The following is an 18452-nucleotide window of genomic DNA, read 5'->3' on the forward strand; positions in this document are numbered from 1 at the left end:
CAATTTTGGAAATGATTAAAGTAGGTTTTATGAAGAAGGCGTAAAAATAGGATTATAGAATATCTATATTTAACTCATAAAACGCCCAATTAAGAAACTATCCTAACTGAGCGTTTATGCCTAAATTATTCTTCTATGCCTGTCGTAACTTTAAAAGATTTCGTTTCGTGAGGCTTCATTATAATTAATGTATTTGCTTTTTTAGCGACTAAGTATCCTTCTGGACGACAAGTTGCCGGTAGAACAAATGCCCCTACTTGTTGATCAGCATTATATAAAATCCAACGTGTAGCATAGTTAAATTCTTTTGAAGAGAATTTGGTCAAATAATTGTAACCTTTTGGAGAGTGCATACGATACTCAAGATTAGCTTGATACTGTTGCAAATTATCCATAAAGAAGACAATTTCCGGATTATACATTTCGTCGTTATCTAAGGAAGATAATACATATTTCCCTTGTTTAATTTCTTCGTTAAATGCTAACCATTGAGGTGTTGGTTTGACGTGTCCAGGAATCGTTTGACGTAATTGAATAGCATTATCCGGAATATTTTGACTAAATGTTGCCCCGTGTTCATAGCAGTAATTCATATGACACATATATTGGAGTGGCATTTCTACACTAGCAAGATTAGTAATATTCATTTTAATATCAAACATTGAACTATCTTTTCTCAGTGTCACTTCCGGTTGAGCTAAGTAATGATCGCCAAAACCTTTTACATATTCAAAACTTCCGCCAACACTCAAACTATCCTCATCAAATACTAACCATGCTTTATCCATTCTTGCACAAGGCATTTCTCCATGTAATCGGTGATCATCTTCAGGACTAGGGCGACCGTTACGAATTAAACCGGAATGAAATGCAAAACAGCCGTATGTATCGATAATTGAAGTGCCTTGTTTCGGTTCGCTAAACATATTTTTCATTTTTAATGTTTGCCCGTTAAATTCAGCATCCCAAATGATTTGTCCATAAAATGGTAATACGGTAATAAATCCTTTGCTATTAATCAGCTTTATGGCTTCGACACCTGAGTTATATTTGAAGCTGACTGCTTTTAAAGTTTCGTTTTCAAAAATAATTTGTTCTTCACGATTGAATTGTTCTTTTAAAAGATAAATATAATTTTTCATAATGTTATCCTTATTGTTCAGTATTGCTTTCTTTGAGTTTGCCATAGAAGTAGTAGCCAACGTAGGCAAAGCAGAATAAAGGTACAATAAACGCTAATTGTAATGAGCCGACACTATCTGATACAAATCCGTGGATAGCTGGGACTACTGCCGCACCTATAATAGACATTACAACTACCGCACCACCTACTTCTCTATGTTCTTGTGAAACAGTACCTAATACAGACGCATAAATTGTTGCCCAACAAGGTCCAAATAGAACACTTGCGAAAATAGCAAGATATACAGCAGAAAAATCATGTACGAAAGCAGTATAACCGAGCGTAATTACTCCTAATACTGAATACCATATAAGAACAAGATCTGATTTAAATTTAGTCATTAAGAAGTTTGCAATAAATTTACCGACAAAAAAACCAATAAAGCTATAGATCATGAAATTAGATGCATCTCTTTCATTCATATCACTTAGGTTTAGAGCTAGACGGATGGTAAATGACCATACTGCAACTTGCATACCTACATATAAGAATTGTGCAACGATGCCTTTTTTAAATTTGCTGTTATTCGCCAAATATTTTAACGTATCAGTAAATTTCACTTCGGAGTTACCGGTTTCAGTAACAGCCTTACATTTTGGGAAAGATGTAATCAGGAATAGAAGAGTTACGGCAATAAGAACAAAGATTAGATATTTATAAGGTTGTAAAGTATGTTCTAACATTGATAATTTGAAGGCATGAATTTGTTCAGGATTCATATTTGCCATTTGTTCTGTGAGGCTAGCACCTTCTTGGAAAATTAAATATTTACCTAATAAAATGCCGGAAATAGCACCGATAGGATAAAATGTTTGGCTAATATTTAATCTTAATGTAGCGTAATCTTTATGCCCAATCATTGAGCTGTAAGTATTAGCTGAAGTTTCTAAAAAGCTCAAACCAATCGCTATTGAGAATATTGTCGCGAGGAACATCGTATATGTCGCCATATGTGATGCAGGGTAGAACATTGAGCAACCGCCAATATAGAGTGTTAATCCTATCAAGATTGCAATTTTATAACTTGTTTTTTTAATGACTAAAGAAGCAGGAATCGCAATCAAGAAATATCCGCCATAAAATGCACTTTGAACTAACGCACTAGCAAAATCACTTAATGTAAATACACTTTTAAATTGTGTAATCAAAATATCATTTAGACTCGCAATGACTCCCCATAGAGGAAATAGACAAGATAACAAAATAAATTGAAAGATTGGCGTTTTATTAAGATAGCCATCAGGCATTTGTTGAATGTCTTTCATAATATGCTCCTTATTTTAAAGATTTTAGAAATTGCTCAAATTGTTCTTTATCCGGATAAGAAGATTGCGTCCCTCGCCCTGTTACACTATAAGCTGAATAAGAGGAAGCCATATTCATTGCTTCTTCGATATTTCCTGTTTCAATATAGTAATGGGCAAAGCAACCAATAAAGGAATCTCCCGCACCACTCGTATCAATCGCATTTACTTTATGTGGAGCAATATGTACAACTTGATCATCGTGGAACCATACAGAACCTTTTTCGCCTAATGTTACAATGAGATTTTTTAGTCCCTTAGCAAATAAGCTATTTGCAACTGCTTGAATTTGTTCCATTGTTTCAACAGGCATACCGGTTAAAATCTCTAATTCCGTTTCATTCGGCATAAAGAAATCACATTTGCACGCATAATTAATATCTAATGCTTTGCTTGCCGGAGCAGGGTTTAAAATAACTGGAATGTTATGTTTATTCGCAAAATCAATGGCGTAATATACGGTTTCTAACGGAATTTCTAATTGCAGAATGAAAAGTTTGCATTGTTTTAAATTATCTTCCGCACGATCAATATCAGCAGGTTTTAAGTAAGCATTCGCACCTTTTATAATCAATATACGATTTTGAGATGATTGATCTACAAAAATAGGAGCGACTCCACTTGATACGCCTTCTACTTTTTCAACAAATTGAGTATCTACACCATATTTCTTAAAGTTACGAATAGTATTGTCTGCAAAAATATCATCACCAACTTTGGTCATCATCATTACGGAAGCCCCTAATTTGGCGTACTGCAATAGCTTGATTTGCACCTTTACCTCCACAGCCTATTTTAAAATCGGGAGCTTCTAATGTTTCTCCCATTTTGGGCATATCGTTGATATACGAAATTAGGTCGACCATATTAGATCCAATGACTGCGATATCCATAACGTTCTCCTTACATTTTGATGTTAAAATTGTCACAAAATTAATTTAAAATAAGTATAATTGAATTAAAATGTTAAAAAAGTGACATTGATCACAGTTTCTGAAATTTTTTGCTGTATTATTAAAAACACAAAAAATTAGTTAATATCAACCATTGAGGAGAAATTCTTATGAAACCGAATGAAATTGCGAAATTTATTGATCATACAGCGTTAACAGCAGAAAAAACTGAGCAAGATATTCTGCGACTTTGTGATGAAGCGGTAGAAAATCAATTCTTTTCGGTATGTATTAATTCAGGGTATATACCTTTAGCAAAACAAAAACTAGCCAGTTCAAATGTTAAAATCTGCACAGTGGTCGGCTTCCCTCTTGGGGCGAATTTATCATCGGTAAAAGCATTCGAAGCAAAAGAAGCGATTAAAGCTGGTGCTGAGGAAGTTGATATGGTCATTAATGTTGGATTGATTAAATCTAATAAATGGGAAGCGGTTAAGGCAGATATTCAGGAAGTTTTACGAGCTTGCGAAGGGGCTTTGTTAAAAGTTATCTTAGAAACCTGTTTGTTAACCAAAGAAGAGATTGTCAAAGCTTGTGAAATTTGTCGAGAATTAAACGTCGGTTTTGTTAAAACATCGACAGGTTTTAATCGTGGTGGAGCAACCATAGAAGATATTACTTTAATGCGTAAAACTGTTGGATCTGAAATCGGTGTAAAAGCCTCAGGAGGCGTTAGAGATACGGAAACAGCATTAGCCATGATTAAAGCCGGAGCAACCCGAATTGGAGCAAGTGCAGGGATTGCGATTATTAATGGATTAAAAGACAATAGTAGTAATTACTAATAAGAGATAATGAGCCTGTTATGGATAATAAAATACAGTCACGCATTCAAAGACTTGAATTTTTACTTAAGAAAATGGATAAGGTGCATTTACGTGATGCCGCTGATATTTTGAATGTATCGGAAATGACGATCAGACGGGATATTAATGCCAGTGCAGGCTCAATCGTGTTATTAGGTGGCTATATTGTTCGTGATCCACAAAAAGTGAATGAAGCAAATTATCAAATTTTTGAACAAGAAACCAAGCATATTGCAGAAAAAATGCAGATAGGAAGTCTTGTCGCTAAATTGGTTGAAGATGGGGATATCGTTTTTTTTGATTGTGGTTCAACGATTCCTTTTATTGCATCTCAAATTGATCCGTCTGTTACGTTTACAGCCATATGTTGCTCAATCAATACTTTTATGGTATTACAAGAGAAGCCTAATTGCCAAGTAATTTTATGCGGAGGTAATTATTCTCGTCATAATTCTTTTATGACCCCTATTCAGTTAACCAATGAATTAGATGTTATTTGTACTACAAAAGCGTTTATTTCCGCGGCAGGTATTGATTTAAAGAAAGGCATTACTTGCTTTAATTTTGAAGAGGCAAAAACGAAACAAAAGGCCATAGCAAAAACGCAAGCAGGCAATTTTAGTGTTTGATCATTCAAAATTACATAAAATCCAAAAAGCCTATATTGGTGATTTTTCGCAGTTTGATTCGTACATTTCCGATCAGGAATTACCCGAAGAGTTTAATCAGAAATTCAATAGCAGTTGTTAAATAAAAAAGGCGAGCATTAGCTCGCCTTTTTGAACTGACTTATTTTTTTAATAAATCACGAATTTCAGTTAATAATTTTTCTTGTGCTGTTGGTTCAGCTGGTGCGCCTTCTGCTGGTTTTTTCAGTTTGTTAATTACTTTAACCATACCGAATACTGCGATTGCGATAATTAAGAAATCAAAAATATTTTGAATGAAGGCACCGTATTTTAACATGACCGCTTCAGCACCTTCTTTTGCTGGTGCGATTTCAACCGCAAGATCTTTAAAATCTACGCCGCCGATTAACCAACCGATAGGTGGCATGACTACGTCACTTACTAATGATGATACGATTTTACCAAATGCACCACCGATGATTACACCGACAGCCATATCTACTACGTTACCTTTTACCGCAAATTCACGGAATTCTTTTAAAATGCTCATTGCTTTTCCTTTTTCTTAAACACACACCCAAATTGGGCAATAAGTGTTCAATTATAGAGTAAGTGTTAATAAATTATTAACACTTTTAACTAAATTTACACTTAACTAATTTGGTTTAAGTTTTGTCCGAATCGACTCACTTGTTGCCAATCGGTGTATTCATATTCTTTACTTGCATCGGTTTCACCTTTGGTTAACTTCATAATGAGTTGAATACATAATCTGTCGAGCAAGGTATAGCGTGGATAAAGTAACGCACCGGCAATCACTTCTATTTGAGTCGGTTGCCACTTGATTCTAGCAAGAAACTTGCGGGTATAAGTGTTAGTTTCCGGCGTTTTGCGGTTGTCTTTACGAGCGGTCAGATTTACGCTAAAAAATGCAGAAGGTTTTTGATTTAAAACCTGATGATGTTGTTCGATAAATTGATAGACTAAATCATTAAAATGTCCGTAACGAATTGATGCACCGATGACGATTTGATCTGCATTTGCAAGTTTCTCGGCAAAATTGACCGCTTGGGCTTGTAATGAAATTAGTTCGACTTCGTGTTGTATTTCTTGTGCTAATTTGTCTGCGATACGTTTGGTTTGACCGTCAGTCGTAAAATAGAGAATAAGTGTTTTCATTGATTTGTTCCATAATAGGCGACCATTGTCGCTTAGTCTTTCCAGAATACCGGACTTAAAATTACTAAGAGTGTAAATACTTCTAAACGTCCGCATACCATTGCGATCGTGAGTATCCATTTCGCACCATCTGGCACTTGGGTAAAGTTTGAGCTAACACTACCTAATGCCGGGCCTAAATTATTTAGTGAAGCGACAACGGCATTAAAGGCATCAAAGGTTTCCATACCGAAGGCGATTGAACCGAGCCAGCAGACAATAAACACAAAGACATAAGCGGAGAAAAATGCCCAAATACCTTCTTCGATACGCTCTGAGAAAATATGTGACCCTAATTTAATCGGTTTTACGGAATTTGGGTGTACGAAACGGTGGATTTCTCGGTTTGCCTGTAAATATAACAACATTACTCGAATCACTTTCAATCCGCCTCCGGTAGAGCCTGCACAACCACCAATAAAGGATGCCATCACTAATAATATCGGTAGGAACGATGGCCATTGGCTAAAATCATTCGTGGTAAAACCGGCTGTAGTTGAAATGGATACCGATTGAAATAAGGCGTGTTGAAAGGTAATTTGCGAGTTCTCAAAATAGTTATAAGCCAACAGAATCAAAAAGCAAATGATAAATAGGCCTAATTGAATCACTGCAAAAGAGCGAAATTCATAATCTTTCCAATACAATCGTTTAAAAATATTACCGGTTTGCTTGCTATTCTTATCTTTTAACTGATCGATTAAGGCAAAATGTAATCCGAAGTTAATCGATGAAATTAGTAGAAACACCACGGTAATAATATTAATCACGGTGCTGTCAAAATAGCCCATACTGGCATCGTGAGTAGAAAATCCACCGATAGCAATGGTAGCAAAACTGTGACAAATCGCATCAAACCAGCTCATTCCAGCCATTTTAAAGGCTAAGGCACATAAAACGGTCAGCGTAAAATAAATTTGCCATAGCAGTTTAGAGATTTCTGCTATGCGAGGACGCATTTTTTGATCTTTTAACGGCCCCGGCATTTCCGCCCGATAGAGCTTACCTAAACCGATTAATGGAATAATCGCAATCGCTAAGACGATGATTCCCATACCGCCCAACCATTGTAAAAACTGGCGATAAAATAAGATCGCTTTCGGGAGATTGTCTAAGCCAGTGATTACTGTTGCTCCAGTAGTGGTTAGCCCCGAAAAAGATTCAAAGATGGATTCGCTGAGATTGAGATTAGGGTGTTCTAAAATGATAAATGGAACTGCCCCTAATGAGCCAAGTACCACCCAGAACAGCACGACAATTAAAAAACCTTCACGTGAACGGAGTTCATTTTTTTGGTGACGGCTAAACCACCAAAGCAATGTGCCTACACTAAAAGTCAGCAAAAAAGATTGCAGAAATTCTCGACCGCCACCATCGCCATAAATGAAGGCGACAAAAGCCGGAAGTAACATCGTGAAAGAGAAACTCATAATCAAGATGCCGACAATACGAATAATGGATAAAAATTGCACAAAAACCTCAGGTTAATTGGGATAGGCGATTTGTAAGCGGTTAAGTTTCGGTAGATTTTAGCAAAAAGTCACAGCGAATACATTGAATTACTTTGCTTGCTCTGCTTCTTTGTTCTTTGTAAGCACAAGTTTCCCAGCAAAACGTTGAGTAATTTGTTGGGTAAATGGAGCAAGTTCTGCAGGGTTAATGGCTAGCGTGACTTTAATTTTATCGCTAAATTGTTGATCGAGCGTCAAAATATCGTATTCGTTTATCATATGTTGTAAGCTATTAAACTGGTCGTATTCACAGACCAAGCAAAAATTCTGACGCAAGACTTTTCGCTGTTTTTCCAGTTGTAATAATGCTTGTTGCACACCTCCGCCATAGGCTTTGACTAAACCGCCTGTACCTAATAGCACACCGCCATAATAACGCACGACAACCGCAGTAATTTCACCTAGCCCGGAGCCGAGTAAATAATTTAGCATCGGTTTACCTGCTGTTCCCGACGGTTCACCGTCATCGGAAAAACCGTATTGTTGAGAATCATTCGGGGTACTGGCAACAGTTGCCCAGCACCAATGGCGAGCCTGAGGATGTAGCGTTTTGATTTCTGCTACAAACGCTTTTGCTTGTTCTATGCCATCAGTATGGGCAAGATAAGTGAGAAAGCGACTTTTTTTGATCTCTTCTTCAAAAATAACCGTTTTTTGAGGGATAAAATATTCCATAAACTTAGCCAACGAATGTATAAATTAATGATCATACCTGAATTTGGAGAAATTTGGCGAAAACAGACCGCTTATGTATAAAAAATGGAGAAAAAAGTTGCATATATTGTACAAAAAAGTATATCTTCAAGGAGCAAATACAATTCTATTTTGAGGGGGTCTCTATGAAAATATCTTATAAACTTTCCCTTTTAGCCGGTTTATTGCTTACAGGGATTGTTCACGCAGAACAAACCACACTTAAATTAGGTACCGGTAGTGATAGCGGACTTTATTTCGTCACCGGTAATGCGATCTGCCAATTTGTCAATCGCGGCGAAAATCACACCGCTTGTAAAGCCTTAGCCAGCGATGCTTCGGTCGATAATCTGAATAAAATTGCCAATGGTCAGTTAGAAATGGGGATTGTGCAGTCGGATTGGCAATATCACGCTTACCATGGCACAAACTCGTTTGAAGGTAAAAAGAACGATAAATTGCGTGCGATTTTTTCAATTTATCCTGAACCGTTTACCTTAGTCGTACGCAATGATTCCGTTATTCAATCGGTCGATGATTTGCAAGGTAAAAAAGTCAATGTCGGTGTAGATGGTTCCGGCACTCAGGCAACGATGAATGTGTTACTCAAAACCAAAGGTTGGACGGAAGCGAATTTTAAAGAAGCGTTAAAACTCACGCCAGCTGAAATGGGTAAAGCGTTGTGCGAAAAAGATGTGGATGCGATTAGTTATAATGTCGGTCACCCGAATGCCGCACTCAAAGAAACGGCCAATAGTTGTGATATTCGCTTGATTCCGGTTGCTGATGATGTGGTTAACAAATTAGTGGCGGAGCAAGGTTATTATGCGAAAGCGACTATCCCGGCTAAAGTTTATAAAAATGTTGAACAAGCGGTCGATTCTTTCGGGGTTTATGCAACCTTAGTCACTTCCAGCGATATGAGTGAGGAACAGGTTTACCGAGTGGTGAAAGCGGTATTTGAAAACTTCGATCGCTTCAAAAAATCACATCCGGCATTTGCTCATTTATCCGAAACGGAAATGGTCAAAAATGCCCTCTCCGCTCCGCTCCATTCCGGTGCAGTAAAATATTATAAAGAGCGTGGTTGGTTGTAAGTTGATACAGGATAAACCGTATTGATGATGGCACTCATCTTTTAATGAGTGCCTTTATTTTTCATATATCAATCAATTACCAGCATCTGTCGGGGGACAGGGCTATCTTCTGTGCAATCCGTGTTTTCTGTGGTTAAAAATATTTCGCACAAAATACAGCTGTCGTATTTCTTCTGTTACAATTCCATTATCCATTCACTTATCAACAAAAATCATGTCAAAACTTAATATTATTTTTGCCGGCACACCTGATTTTGCCGCACAACACTTACAAGCGTTATTAGATTCAGAACATAATGTGATTGCGGTTTATACCCAACCGGACAAACCTGCCGGCAGAGGCAAAAAGTTGCAAGCTAGCCCGGTTAAACAATTAGCCGAACAACATAACATTCCGGTATATCAACCAAAATCCTTGCGTAAGGAAGAAGCACAAGCGGAATTAAAAGCACTAAATGCCGATGTGATGGTCGTGGTGGCTTACGGTTTAATCTTACCGGAAGCAGTACTGAATGCTCCGAAATACGGTTGTTTAAATGTGCATGGTTCGCTGTTACCTCGCTGGCGTGGTGCGGCACCGATTCAACGTTCGATTTGGGCGGGCGATCAGGAAACCGGCGTGACCATTATGCAAATGGATATCGGCTTAGATACCGGTGATATGTTACATAAAGTTACCACACCGATTGCCACAGACGAAACCTCCGCTTCGTTATATGCCAAATTAGCCGAACTTGCACCGCCGGCATTATTAGAGGTGTTAAACGGTTTAGAAAGCCAAACGTTTAAAGCGGAAAAACAAGATGAAGCGCTTTCCAACTATGCGGAAAAACTCTCAAAAGAAGAAGCAAAATTAGACTGGAATTTGACCGCTTGTCAGCTGGAACGCAATATTCGAGCGTTTAACCCATGGCCGATTAGTTTCCTCACATTAGAGGTGGACGGCGTAGAACAAAGCGTGAAAGTGTATCAAGCAAATGTGTTACCGCATCAAGCTAAGGTCGCCGGTACGGTATTACAAGCGGATAAAAACGGTATTCAAATTGCAACACAAGACGGCGTGCTAAATATCACGCAATTGCAACCTTCCGGTAAAAAACCGATGTCCGTGCAAGATTTCCTTAACGGACGTGCCAATTGGTTTGCAGTAGGCAAACAACTCTAAAAATATAAAAACTCTCTGATACTGGAAAACATAACGCACACACTTAGCATAATTATTCCATTAGCGTTGTGTTTTCCGTCATAACAGGAACACAATATGCCAAACATCAACATCCATAACGCCTTATTTTCCCTTGCTCAACACAATAAACTGTCGATTGAATCACTGGAAATCAATACTCACGATTTTTGGGTAATTGTTGGCGGTAACGGTTCGGGTAAAACCGCCTTCGCCCAAGCACTACACCATTCACTTTCGTTATATTCGGGTGAATACCAAAACAGCTTCCAACATATCGCTTTACTTTCCTTCGAGCGACAACAAAAAATCATCGAGCAAATCTTTAAACACCGTAACAACGATATGGTTTCACCGGATGATTTCGGTTTAACCGCCCGTCAAATTATCTTAAACGGTAGCGAAAAAACGCAATTATGCGAGGAATATGCGCGAAATTACGCATTCAACCGTTATTAGATCGCCCGTTTATTCAGCTCTCGACCGGCGAAAGCCGCAAAGTATTATTTTGCCAAATGTTGGTTAGTGAACCGGATTTATTGATTCTAGATGAGCCTTTCGAAGGGTTAGACCAAGCCTCGGTCGCTTATTGGCAAGACGTTATGGCACAGCTCGGCAAGCAAATGGCGGTGGTACTGATTTCCAACCGTTTTAATGATATTCCCGACTGTGCTACGCATATTGCCTTATTGGATAATCTGCAATTGATTTTACAAGGCGAACGCCAAGCGATTGAAGAACAAGCGGTCTATTCTCAGCTAAAATTTGCAGAACAAAATGTGAATGCACCGTTGCCGGACAGTGCCGCACCGCTGATTCAGCTCCCACCGAATACCAATCCGTTCGAACTGAAAAACGTGATGATTCGTTACGGCGAAAAAACCATTATTGATGATCTAACTTGGACAGTTGCCCCCAAACAACATTGGTGGATTAAAGGCCCGAACGGGGCAGGGAAATCAACCTTGCTTTCGATTATTACCGGTGACCATCCGCAAGCCTATGCTAATTACGTACATTTATTCGGACGTCAGCGTGGCTCCGGTGAAACAATTTGGGATATAAAGAAAAATATCGGCTATGTGAGCGACCAGTTACATATGGATTATCGGGTGAATTGCTCTGCGTTAGACGTGATTTTATCCGGTTTTTTTGATTCGATCGGTGTTTACCAACAAGTGCCGAGTGCTTTACAGCTCAAAGCAATGGAATGGCTGGAACGCTTGCATTTAGCCAATCTGGCTAAAAAACCGTTCCGTTCACTTTCGTGGGGACAACAACGGTTATTATTGATTACTCGAGCTATGGTAAAACATCCGCCGATTTTGATTTTAGACGAACCGCCGCAAGGCTTGGACGGCGTAAACCGCAAACTGGTTAAGCAGTTTATCGAACAACTCGTGATGAACAGCCAAACCCAGTTGCTATTTGTGTCGCATCAAGATGCGGACGCCCCAAATTGCATCACGCATTTATTTGAGTTTGTTCCGCAAGAGAATGGTGGTTATCGCTACGTACAGACGGCGTTAAATTAGGTTTTTAACCTTTAAAGGAAATCCCCCTCTTTAGTAAAGAGGGGTTAGGGGAGATTTGTCAATAGAGATATGAAATTGAATAGAACTTCATTTTTTATATTTATAAAAGCGTTAATTAGCATATTTCTTCGCTAATTCATTCTGTCAAATCTCCCCCTGCCCCTCTTTGCTAAAGAGGGGAGATGTGCGTGGGCTATTAAAGTGTTGAGTTATAGAACTTATAAGCCTCGTCCATATTCTCAAATTTATACATAATCCCTTTATCAAGCACCATGGCATTATCACAATATTCTTTCATCGCAGATGGGCTATGTGAAACCAAAATAATCGAACGATCTTTACGTTTTTCAAATAATTCATACTTACATTTTGCCGCAAAACGAGAGTCACCTACCGCAATCACTTCATCAATTAAGTAGCAATCAAACTCAACTGACAGCGATAAAGCAAAAGCAAGACGTGCTTTCATACCGGAGGAGTATTTCTTAACCGGCTCATATAAATAATCACCTAATTCAGAAAATTCTTCGGTAAATGCTTTCACATAGTCAATATCCGCATTGTAGATACGACAAATAAAGCGTAAATTGTCCATACCGGTTAAACTACCTTGGAACGCACCGCTAAAGGCAAGTGGCCAAGAGATTGACATTTGTCGCTCGATAGTGCCGGTCGTTGGTGGCTCAACACCACTTAACAAACGGATTAGAGTTGATTTCCCTGCACCGTTTCGCCCTAAAATACCGATTTTTTCGCCCTTTTTCAGCTCAAAATTAATATCTTGCAAAACAGTCTTTTTACCGCTTCGAGTATAGTAATCTTTACTCACATTTTGTACGCTAATCATTGTGGTTCGATGCCTTTACTAAAGTTATTGACCATTATTAAGCCGAAGAACAACATAACTAAATCACAAATCACTAAGTAACTAATACTTTCATAAGTCGTCACACTATCGCCGAAATAACCGTGACGAAACATTTCCGTACCGTGGATCATAGGCAATAAAGTTGCATATTGTTGTGCTTGACTTGGAAGGGCGTGAACAAAGAAAAACACCCCTGAAATCGGTAAAAGTACAAAACTTAATGTTCCCCATAATTTGCCGAAAGCATCAAATTTTTGTGCAATAGAACAGATAATTAGCCCAAGCCCTAAAGCAAAAAATGCCATTAATACCCAAGCCATCACCATATAGAACACATCTTTTGGCATTTCAATCCAACCGATCAGGATTAAGAATGCCATAATAATAATTTGGGCAATCGTTGCACCGGCTACTTCGAGTATTACACGAGCCAACAACGTATCTAATACTCGTACATTACGATGGTACAATAAACTCAAATTACCGGAAATTGCTCCGATAGTACGATTTGATGCGTTACGCCACATCATCGCCATCGGATAACCGCTGATAACAAACGCAATCATATTCAGGTCGGAAACCCGATCCGCTCGAATAAACTTCCACATTAATACAATCAGGAAAGTTAATAAGAGTGGTTCAACAAATAACCATAGAAAGCCTAAATTCTGCCGACCATAACGCGTAATAATTTCTCTCATAAGCAATGCCCCGAGGACTCGTCCTTGAATCATCAGCGATTGGCGAAAAGTTGTTTGATCACCGTATTGCATTAGTTTTTATGCTCTCTCACACTTGCAAGTAATAAACTTAACACACCATAAAGCATTAAACCGATAAAGAAAGTCGCTAAAATATTATATAAGCGATAAGGTTCTTCCGCCCAATCCGGTTTGCTTGGCTTACTGATAACTTCTAAATAGAGTTGCTGGCGATCCGCCTCATTTTTAGTATTTTGCAATGAGGTTAACGCCGCAGTTAATTGCTGTTGTGCTAATTCGTTAGCAAGCACTAAACGTTGATAATCAGCGGTTTGGGTCGCAATCGAACTGCTATTGTTACCGGAAAGCTGTTTTGACTGTTGTTCAATTTCAGCTTTTAAACTTTTTTGACGCATTTGTAATGCTTCAACCTGAGGATTATCTGGCGTAATAGAAAGTAATTGTGCTAACTGGGTTTCAACACGAATTAACTCACTTTTCAAACTTGAGATTAAAGAAAGTTGCACACCGGATTGTGCCGGTAAATCAAAAATTTTATTTTTGATACGGTATTTACTTAATGCACTAGCGGTCGAATTTACATTTTTTTCTGCATCTTTTACCGCTTGTTCCGCAAATGAAATGGTATCTTTCCTTGCACGTTCATTTAGGCGGTTAATTAATGTTTCGCCCCTCTAGGAGTAATTTTTCATTAATTTTTTGACCTTCTTCCGCATTAAATGCTCGAATACGTAAACTGGCAATACCGGAAACAGAATCAAAACTGACATTCAAACGATCACGAAAATATTTATAAAACGCCTCTTTACTGTCATTGAAACCGAAGCCGTTAAAACGAGCGATAATATCGCCTTGGTTTTCATAATATTCTCGAATCGGTAATTCATTCAGTAATTGGTCAAGAGCAGTACGAGAACGCATATATTCTTGTACGGTATAAGTATCGTCCTGTGAACGAGCAAAGCCTGAGCCTTGTAATAAAGCACCAACACCGGTCAAAGAAGATTGATTTTTCGGCGATCTCACCACAAAACTGGATTCCGAAATATAAACATCAGAAGCAATTGAACCAAAATAAAACACGGATAATGCAGTAGGAATAATTACAGTTATCCAAAGCAATGGGTTAATTTTCTTTAATCCGCTTTTTTTCTTTTTGATCGATTGTTGCGGTTTCTCTGTCGGTTTTACTTCAATAGTGGTTTCCATTTTTTATCCTTATCAATTCAATTTATTAATATGCACGAATAGTATTGGTTGTGCTGGTAATCGGCGAAGTAATCGAGAAAATCATTCTTAAGAATTTTTGAAATTCAGACAATGGTGCATTTGAAACATACACAATATCTTTATCTTGAATTGGGAAACGTTGCATTAAAAATAGAGAACGAGGTTCAAGTAAGTTGACTTGATATACGGTCGGTACATCCATTCCTACTCCATAGCCTTTTGCTTCCCACTGCATTTGTTGTTCCATATCTAACTGAGAAAAAGGAACATAACGGAACACGAAGACACCTCTCGGATCCGAACGATTATCAAGTAAACCGCCCATTTTACCGATAGCTTCAGCAAGCGTAATCCCTTTGCTGGAGAACTTCATTTGTTGGTTATTACCCACAGCCCCTAAACCCGTAAATTTATATGGGGTATTTAAAAGTGATACCACATCACCGGCACGTAATGTAATATTTTGATAAGGGTTTGCGATAAGCGTTTCAAACGCTAGGGTTTTTACTTGATTATCACGAGTAAGTCGCACGGTGACATCTTCAATATTTTCCGTTGTGCCACCAATTGCCGCTACTGCATCTAATACACGCTCATTGTTTGCCGTTAACGGCATACGCACGGTACTACCTTGGCGGATAACCGTCACATCGGCAGAATTATTATTGGCAATTTTGACTAATACTTGAGGTTGGTTTGCTTTGCGTTTTAATGCTGAGGTAATTTGAGCTTGAATCGCTTCCGGTGTTTTTCCAGCTACACGGATATTACCGACAAATGGCACATTGATTGTCCCATTTTGGTTAACCATTTGTGGCGGAAGTTGGGTCAAATGCCCACTACCTTGTCCTTCGGAACTAAAAGTACCGCCAAATAATACTGCCGGCGGAGCTTCCCAAATAGAAATTTCAAGGACATCACCGATATTTGCAGAACCTGAATAATTAGCTCCACCAGCGGTTTCTGAAAAGCCGGAGAATAATTGACTTTGCTGAGATTGATATAATTGTTGGACTAACCCATTATTTAATTCTACAACATTAACTTCCGGTAATGATTGAGCTGAATTTTGGGAGTTTGCTTCTAAGATCGCACTATGGCTAGGACCTGAAGTGGGGAGGTTTGAACAGGAAGATAAAAAAGGAAACAGTAATATAGTTGTAAATAGTGCTTTATTATTCATCATGATGTATACTTTTAGTAACTTATTTGGATGATTTATTATATATTACGTTAACTGAGTTTGTGAACTTTTATTCACTTATACACTTTGTCGTTGTAGTAGTAACTTACTTTATTATTAAACTATAAACTAATTAAATAATGGAATGAATTATATGACACCAAAACTATCAATCATAATCCCATTCAGATGTGAATCAGACATATCTAGTTATCTAATTGAAAGATTAGAGGATTTATTAGCAACATTCCCTAAGCATTTACCTCTTGAGATTCTAGTTATTGATTCGGGTAGTTCAAGTAAATATCGTAAGATATGTCAGAGTGTTTGTGATAAATATAATTATACATATTTATACCATGATTCCTTTGGAAAACCATTCTCTATTGGGGCATGTAGAGATTATGGTGTAACGAAAGCAAATGGGAGTGCTGTAACATTCTTAGATGTGGATTTGCGAGTAGCTCCTGATTTTTGGGATCGTTTATTAGTATTGATGGAATGTTGGGGAGTTTCTAAGTATAAGAAAAGTTTTTTAGCAATTCCTTGTATGTATTTGACTCAAGATGGAACTAAAGAATTCTTAGGTGCAGATGAATCAATGAGATTTACTCATTTTTATCTTCGTTATTTGCAAGGTGATAAGATTTCTATTGAGAATATGGCATTATGTTCATCAGTAATGGTGGTTGATCGTTATCACTATCTATCTGTTGGTGGGCATGACCTTGAATTTAGAGGACATGGTTACGAAGACTTTGAGTTATACCATCGTTTATTATGTGAAGAAAATATTATCCCTAAAACACAAGATTATTATTTAGACCAAAAAACTTGGGATACACTTTCCTATAAAGGTTTTAGAAGCCATTTTGCGATAGTCGCTCGTCCGGCGATGATGATGAATTTATTTGTAGTTCATTTATGGCATCCTAGACCTAAAAATGTAAGTTTTTATTCTCCAACATCCATTGTTCAGAACCGCACAAGGTATGTTGATAAATTTAAGAAGTTCGTAGAAACAGGCTTTAATCCAGCTCCATTAAGTATTATGGATGAAAATGTTCTTTTCTTCGGAAAAATTAATACAAATGCTTCTAATTGCTTAAAGGATGTATTTCCTTTTTTAGGAAATGTTACATATGTAAGTGAATATAACTTTGTTAATGATTCAGGAATATTATTAGAAGATGATTTTGAATTAATGTTAAAATCAAATCAGATTAAAAAAATTATTTTCCCAAATCCATATGGGAATCCTGCAAGATTAGAAATTTACAAATGGTGTCAAAGAATGAATTTCCCATTCTATATATATGAAAGAGGTGCATTACCAGATTCTTGGTTCTTTGATAAAAATGGCTTTAATGCAGATTCTACTTCTTATGGTGAGGCACTTTGGAATATTCCTTTATCTTTGGAGGAAAAAGAAAATATTGAAGAATATATTAATAAGTGTGTTTTCGGTAGTAACTTCTTAGAAAAACAATCAAGTCGAATCGGAGGAGAAGCATTAGCACATAAATTACAGCTAGGCTCTAAAAAAGTTCTATTTGTACCATTACAAAGACCATCTGATACTGTTATTAAATATATGTCAGGGGCAGTCGGTTCATTCGAAAAATTTATTCAACTTATTGATAATCTAGCAAAAAGTTTAATGTCTAAAGGTTGGGTTGTTTTATGCAAAAAACATCCTTTAGAAACAGAAACACCAACCTTGAAATATGCTCAATATGTTAATGAAGATACTCATTTTATTGATTTAATTGAGCTAGCTGATAGCGTGGCATTAATTAATTCAGGCGTAGGGATCTATTCCATGATGATGGAAAAACCGACATGGATCTTTGGTGATGCTTTCTATTCGATAGATGGTATAAACCAGTCTGTAAAAATAATTGATTTAGATATTCAAGAAGAAATTGAGGAATTAGCAAAACGTATTGTAAAAGGATTTAAAGTTGATGATGAAAAGATGAAACAATTCATACATTATTTAGTTAACTCTTTTTATTCATTTGGTAAGCCTAAAGTAACAACGAGAACAGAAAAAGATGGTAGCTTAAGAACTATTACTACGGGAATTGATTTCTATAATTTAAAAATTGATGGGAAATTAGTTTTTAATTACCTATCAGAAAATAGACCGACATTATCGTTAAATGCACCTATTTTTGAACGATATGCCTTAGATATCCATTTTCAAAAGAAACAAGCGACTACAAAAAAGTAAATGAGGAAGTAGGAGGAGACTTTATTTCAGAGAATAGGAAAACATCTTCTAATCGTAATATATCTAATTTTACTTCCTTATTAAAAAATGAAAATTTAACC

General features: G+C 37.3%; 15 protein-coding genes and 3 pseudogenes. 6 read left to right on the forward strand and 12 right to left on the reverse strand.

What is annotated here, in order from left to right; genetic code table 11:
• Positions 1–125 precede the first annotated feature (125 nt).
• From NYR89_RS09140 to NYR89_RS10975, 4 genes are read right to left on the reverse strand one after another with little or no spacing between them, the layout of a single operon-like run.
• The gene (locus NYR89_RS09140) at positions 126–1142 is read right to left on the reverse strand and encodes an aldose 1-epimerase family protein (protein ID WP_279445560.1); all 1017 of its coding nucleotides are present in this window, start codon (positions 1140–1142) and stop codon (positions 126–128) included.
• Positions 1143–1152: 10 nt separating this feature from the next.
• Positions 1153–2448: an L-fucose:H+ symporter permease gene (fucP, locus tag NYR89_RS09145; RefSeq protein WP_279445561.1), complete on the reverse strand. Its 1296-nt coding sequence runs from the start codon at positions 2446–2448 to the stop codon at positions 1153–1155.
• 10 nt (positions 2449–2458) lie between these two features.
• Positions 2459–3217 (reverse strand): PfkB family carbohydrate kinase, encoded by a 759-nt coding sequence (locus NYR89_RS09150; protein ID WP_423848095.1) that lies wholly within the window; start codon positions 3215–3217, stop codon positions 2459–2461.
• Positions 3195–3380: a hypothetical protein gene (locus NYR89_RS10975; RefSeq protein ID WP_423848097.1), complete on the reverse strand. Its 186-nt coding sequence runs from the start codon at positions 3378–3380 to the stop codon at positions 3195–3197. The genes NYR89_RS09150 and NYR89_RS10975 overlap by 23 nt, the downstream gene beginning before the upstream one ends.
• Before the next feature lie 170 nt (positions 3381–3550).
• Between NYR89_RS10975 and deoC the strand changes: the two genes are divergently transcribed.
• Together deoC and deoR are read left to right on the forward strand one after the other, a co-directional pair.
• A complete protein-coding gene (gene deoC / locus NYR89_RS09155; protein WP_279445562.1) occupies positions 3551–4225 on the forward strand; it encodes a deoxyribose-phosphate aldolase in 675 nt (224 codons plus the stop codon).
• A 20-nt stretch (positions 4226–4245) separates the two neighbouring features.
• A pseudogene (deoR, locus tag NYR89_RS09160) lies at positions 4246–4996 on the forward strand (DNA-binding transcriptional repressor DeoR).
• A 39-nt stretch (positions 4997–5035) separates the two neighbouring features.
• Here deoR and mscL read toward each other — a convergent pair.
• The 4 genes from mscL to NYR89_RS09180 form a co-directional block, all read right to left on the reverse strand.
• Positions 5036–5425: a large-conductance mechanosensitive channel protein MscL gene (gene mscL, locus NYR89_RS09165; RefSeq protein WP_279445563.1), complete on the reverse strand. Its 390-nt coding sequence runs from the start codon at positions 5423–5425 to the stop codon at positions 5036–5038.
• Between the two features lie 101 nt (positions 5426–5526).
• Complete coding sequence (gene hemG, locus NYR89_RS09170) at positions 5527–6054, reverse strand: menaquinone-dependent protoporphyrinogen IX dehydrogenase (protein ID WP_279445564.1); 528 nt, start codon at positions 6052–6054, stop codon at positions 5527–5529.
• A gap of 32 nt (positions 6055–6086) precedes the next feature.
• Positions 6087–7565 (reverse strand): TrkH family potassium uptake protein, encoded by a 1479-nt coding sequence (locus tag NYR89_RS09175; protein ID WP_279445565.1) that lies wholly within the window; start codon positions 7563–7565, stop codon positions 6087–6089.
• A gap of 87 nt (positions 7566–7652) precedes the next feature.
• Positions 7653–8279: a YigZ family protein gene (locus tag NYR89_RS09180; RefSeq protein ID WP_279445566.1), complete on the reverse strand. Its 627-nt coding sequence runs from the start codon at positions 8277–8279 to the stop codon at positions 7653–7655.
• Between the two features lie 164 nt (positions 8280–8443).
• Here NYR89_RS09180 and NYR89_RS09185 point away from each other — a divergent pair, with 164 nt between their 5' ends.
• The 3 genes and pseudogenes from NYR89_RS09185 to modF all read left to right on the forward strand — a co-directional run bounded on the left by NYR89_RS09185 (position 8444) and on the right by modF (position 12112).
• On the forward strand, positions 8444–9394 hold the full coding sequence (locus NYR89_RS09185) for a TAXI family TRAP transporter solute-binding subunit (RefSeq protein WP_279445567.1): 951 nt from the start codon (positions 8444–8446) through the stop codon (positions 9392–9394).
• 214 nt (positions 9395–9608) lie between these two features.
• Entirely contained in the window at positions 9609–10559 is a 951-nt protein-coding gene (gene fmt, locus NYR89_RS09190) for a methionyl-tRNA formyltransferase (RefSeq protein WP_279445568.1), read from the forward strand.
• Between the two features lie 96 nt (positions 10560–10655).
• Positions 10656–12112 (forward strand): annotated as a pseudogene (gene modF / locus NYR89_RS09195) (molybdate ABC transporter ATP-binding protein ModF).
• A gap of 196 nt (positions 12113–12308) precedes the next feature.
• Here the strand turns inward: modF and NYR89_RS09200 are convergent.
• The 4 genes and pseudogenes from NYR89_RS09200 to NYR89_RS09215 form a co-directional block, all read right to left on the reverse strand.
• Positions 12309–12959: an ABC transporter ATP-binding protein gene (locus NYR89_RS09200; RefSeq protein WP_279445569.1), complete on the reverse strand. Its 651-nt coding sequence runs from the start codon at positions 12957–12959 to the stop codon at positions 12309–12311.
• On the reverse strand, positions 12956–13753 hold the full coding sequence (locus NYR89_RS09205; protein ID WP_279445570.1) for an ABC transporter permease: 798 nt from the start codon (positions 13751–13753) through the stop codon (positions 12956–12958). The genes NYR89_RS09200 and NYR89_RS09205 overlap by 4 nt, the downstream gene beginning before the upstream one ends.
• Positions 13753–14911: pseudogene (locus NYR89_RS09210) on the reverse strand (capsule biosynthesis protein). Before NYR89_RS09210 ends, NYR89_RS09205 begins: the two are co-directional and overlap by 1 nt.
• A gap of 25 nt (positions 14912–14936) precedes the next feature.
• The gene (locus tag NYR89_RS09215) at positions 14937–16118 is read right to left on the reverse strand and encodes a polysaccharide biosynthesis/export family protein (protein ID WP_423848102.1); all 1182 of its coding nucleotides are present in this window, start codon (positions 16116–16118) and stop codon (positions 14937–14939) included.
• Positions 16119–16269: 151 nt separating this feature from the next.
• On the opposite strand from NYR89_RS09215, the gene NYR89_RS09220 reads away from it, so the two are divergent.
• Positions 16270–18351: a glycosyltransferase gene (locus NYR89_RS09220; RefSeq protein WP_279445571.1), complete on the forward strand. Its 2082-nt coding sequence runs from the start codon at positions 16270–16272 to the stop codon at positions 18349–18351.
• The last annotated feature ends 101 nt before the right edge of the window (positions 18352–18452 follow it).

The sequence above is a fragment of the Actinobacillus arthritidis genome (genome assembly GCF_029774155.1).
Lineage (GTDB): Bacteria > Pseudomonadota > Gammaproteobacteria > Enterobacterales > Pasteurellaceae > Actinobacillus > Actinobacillus arthritidis.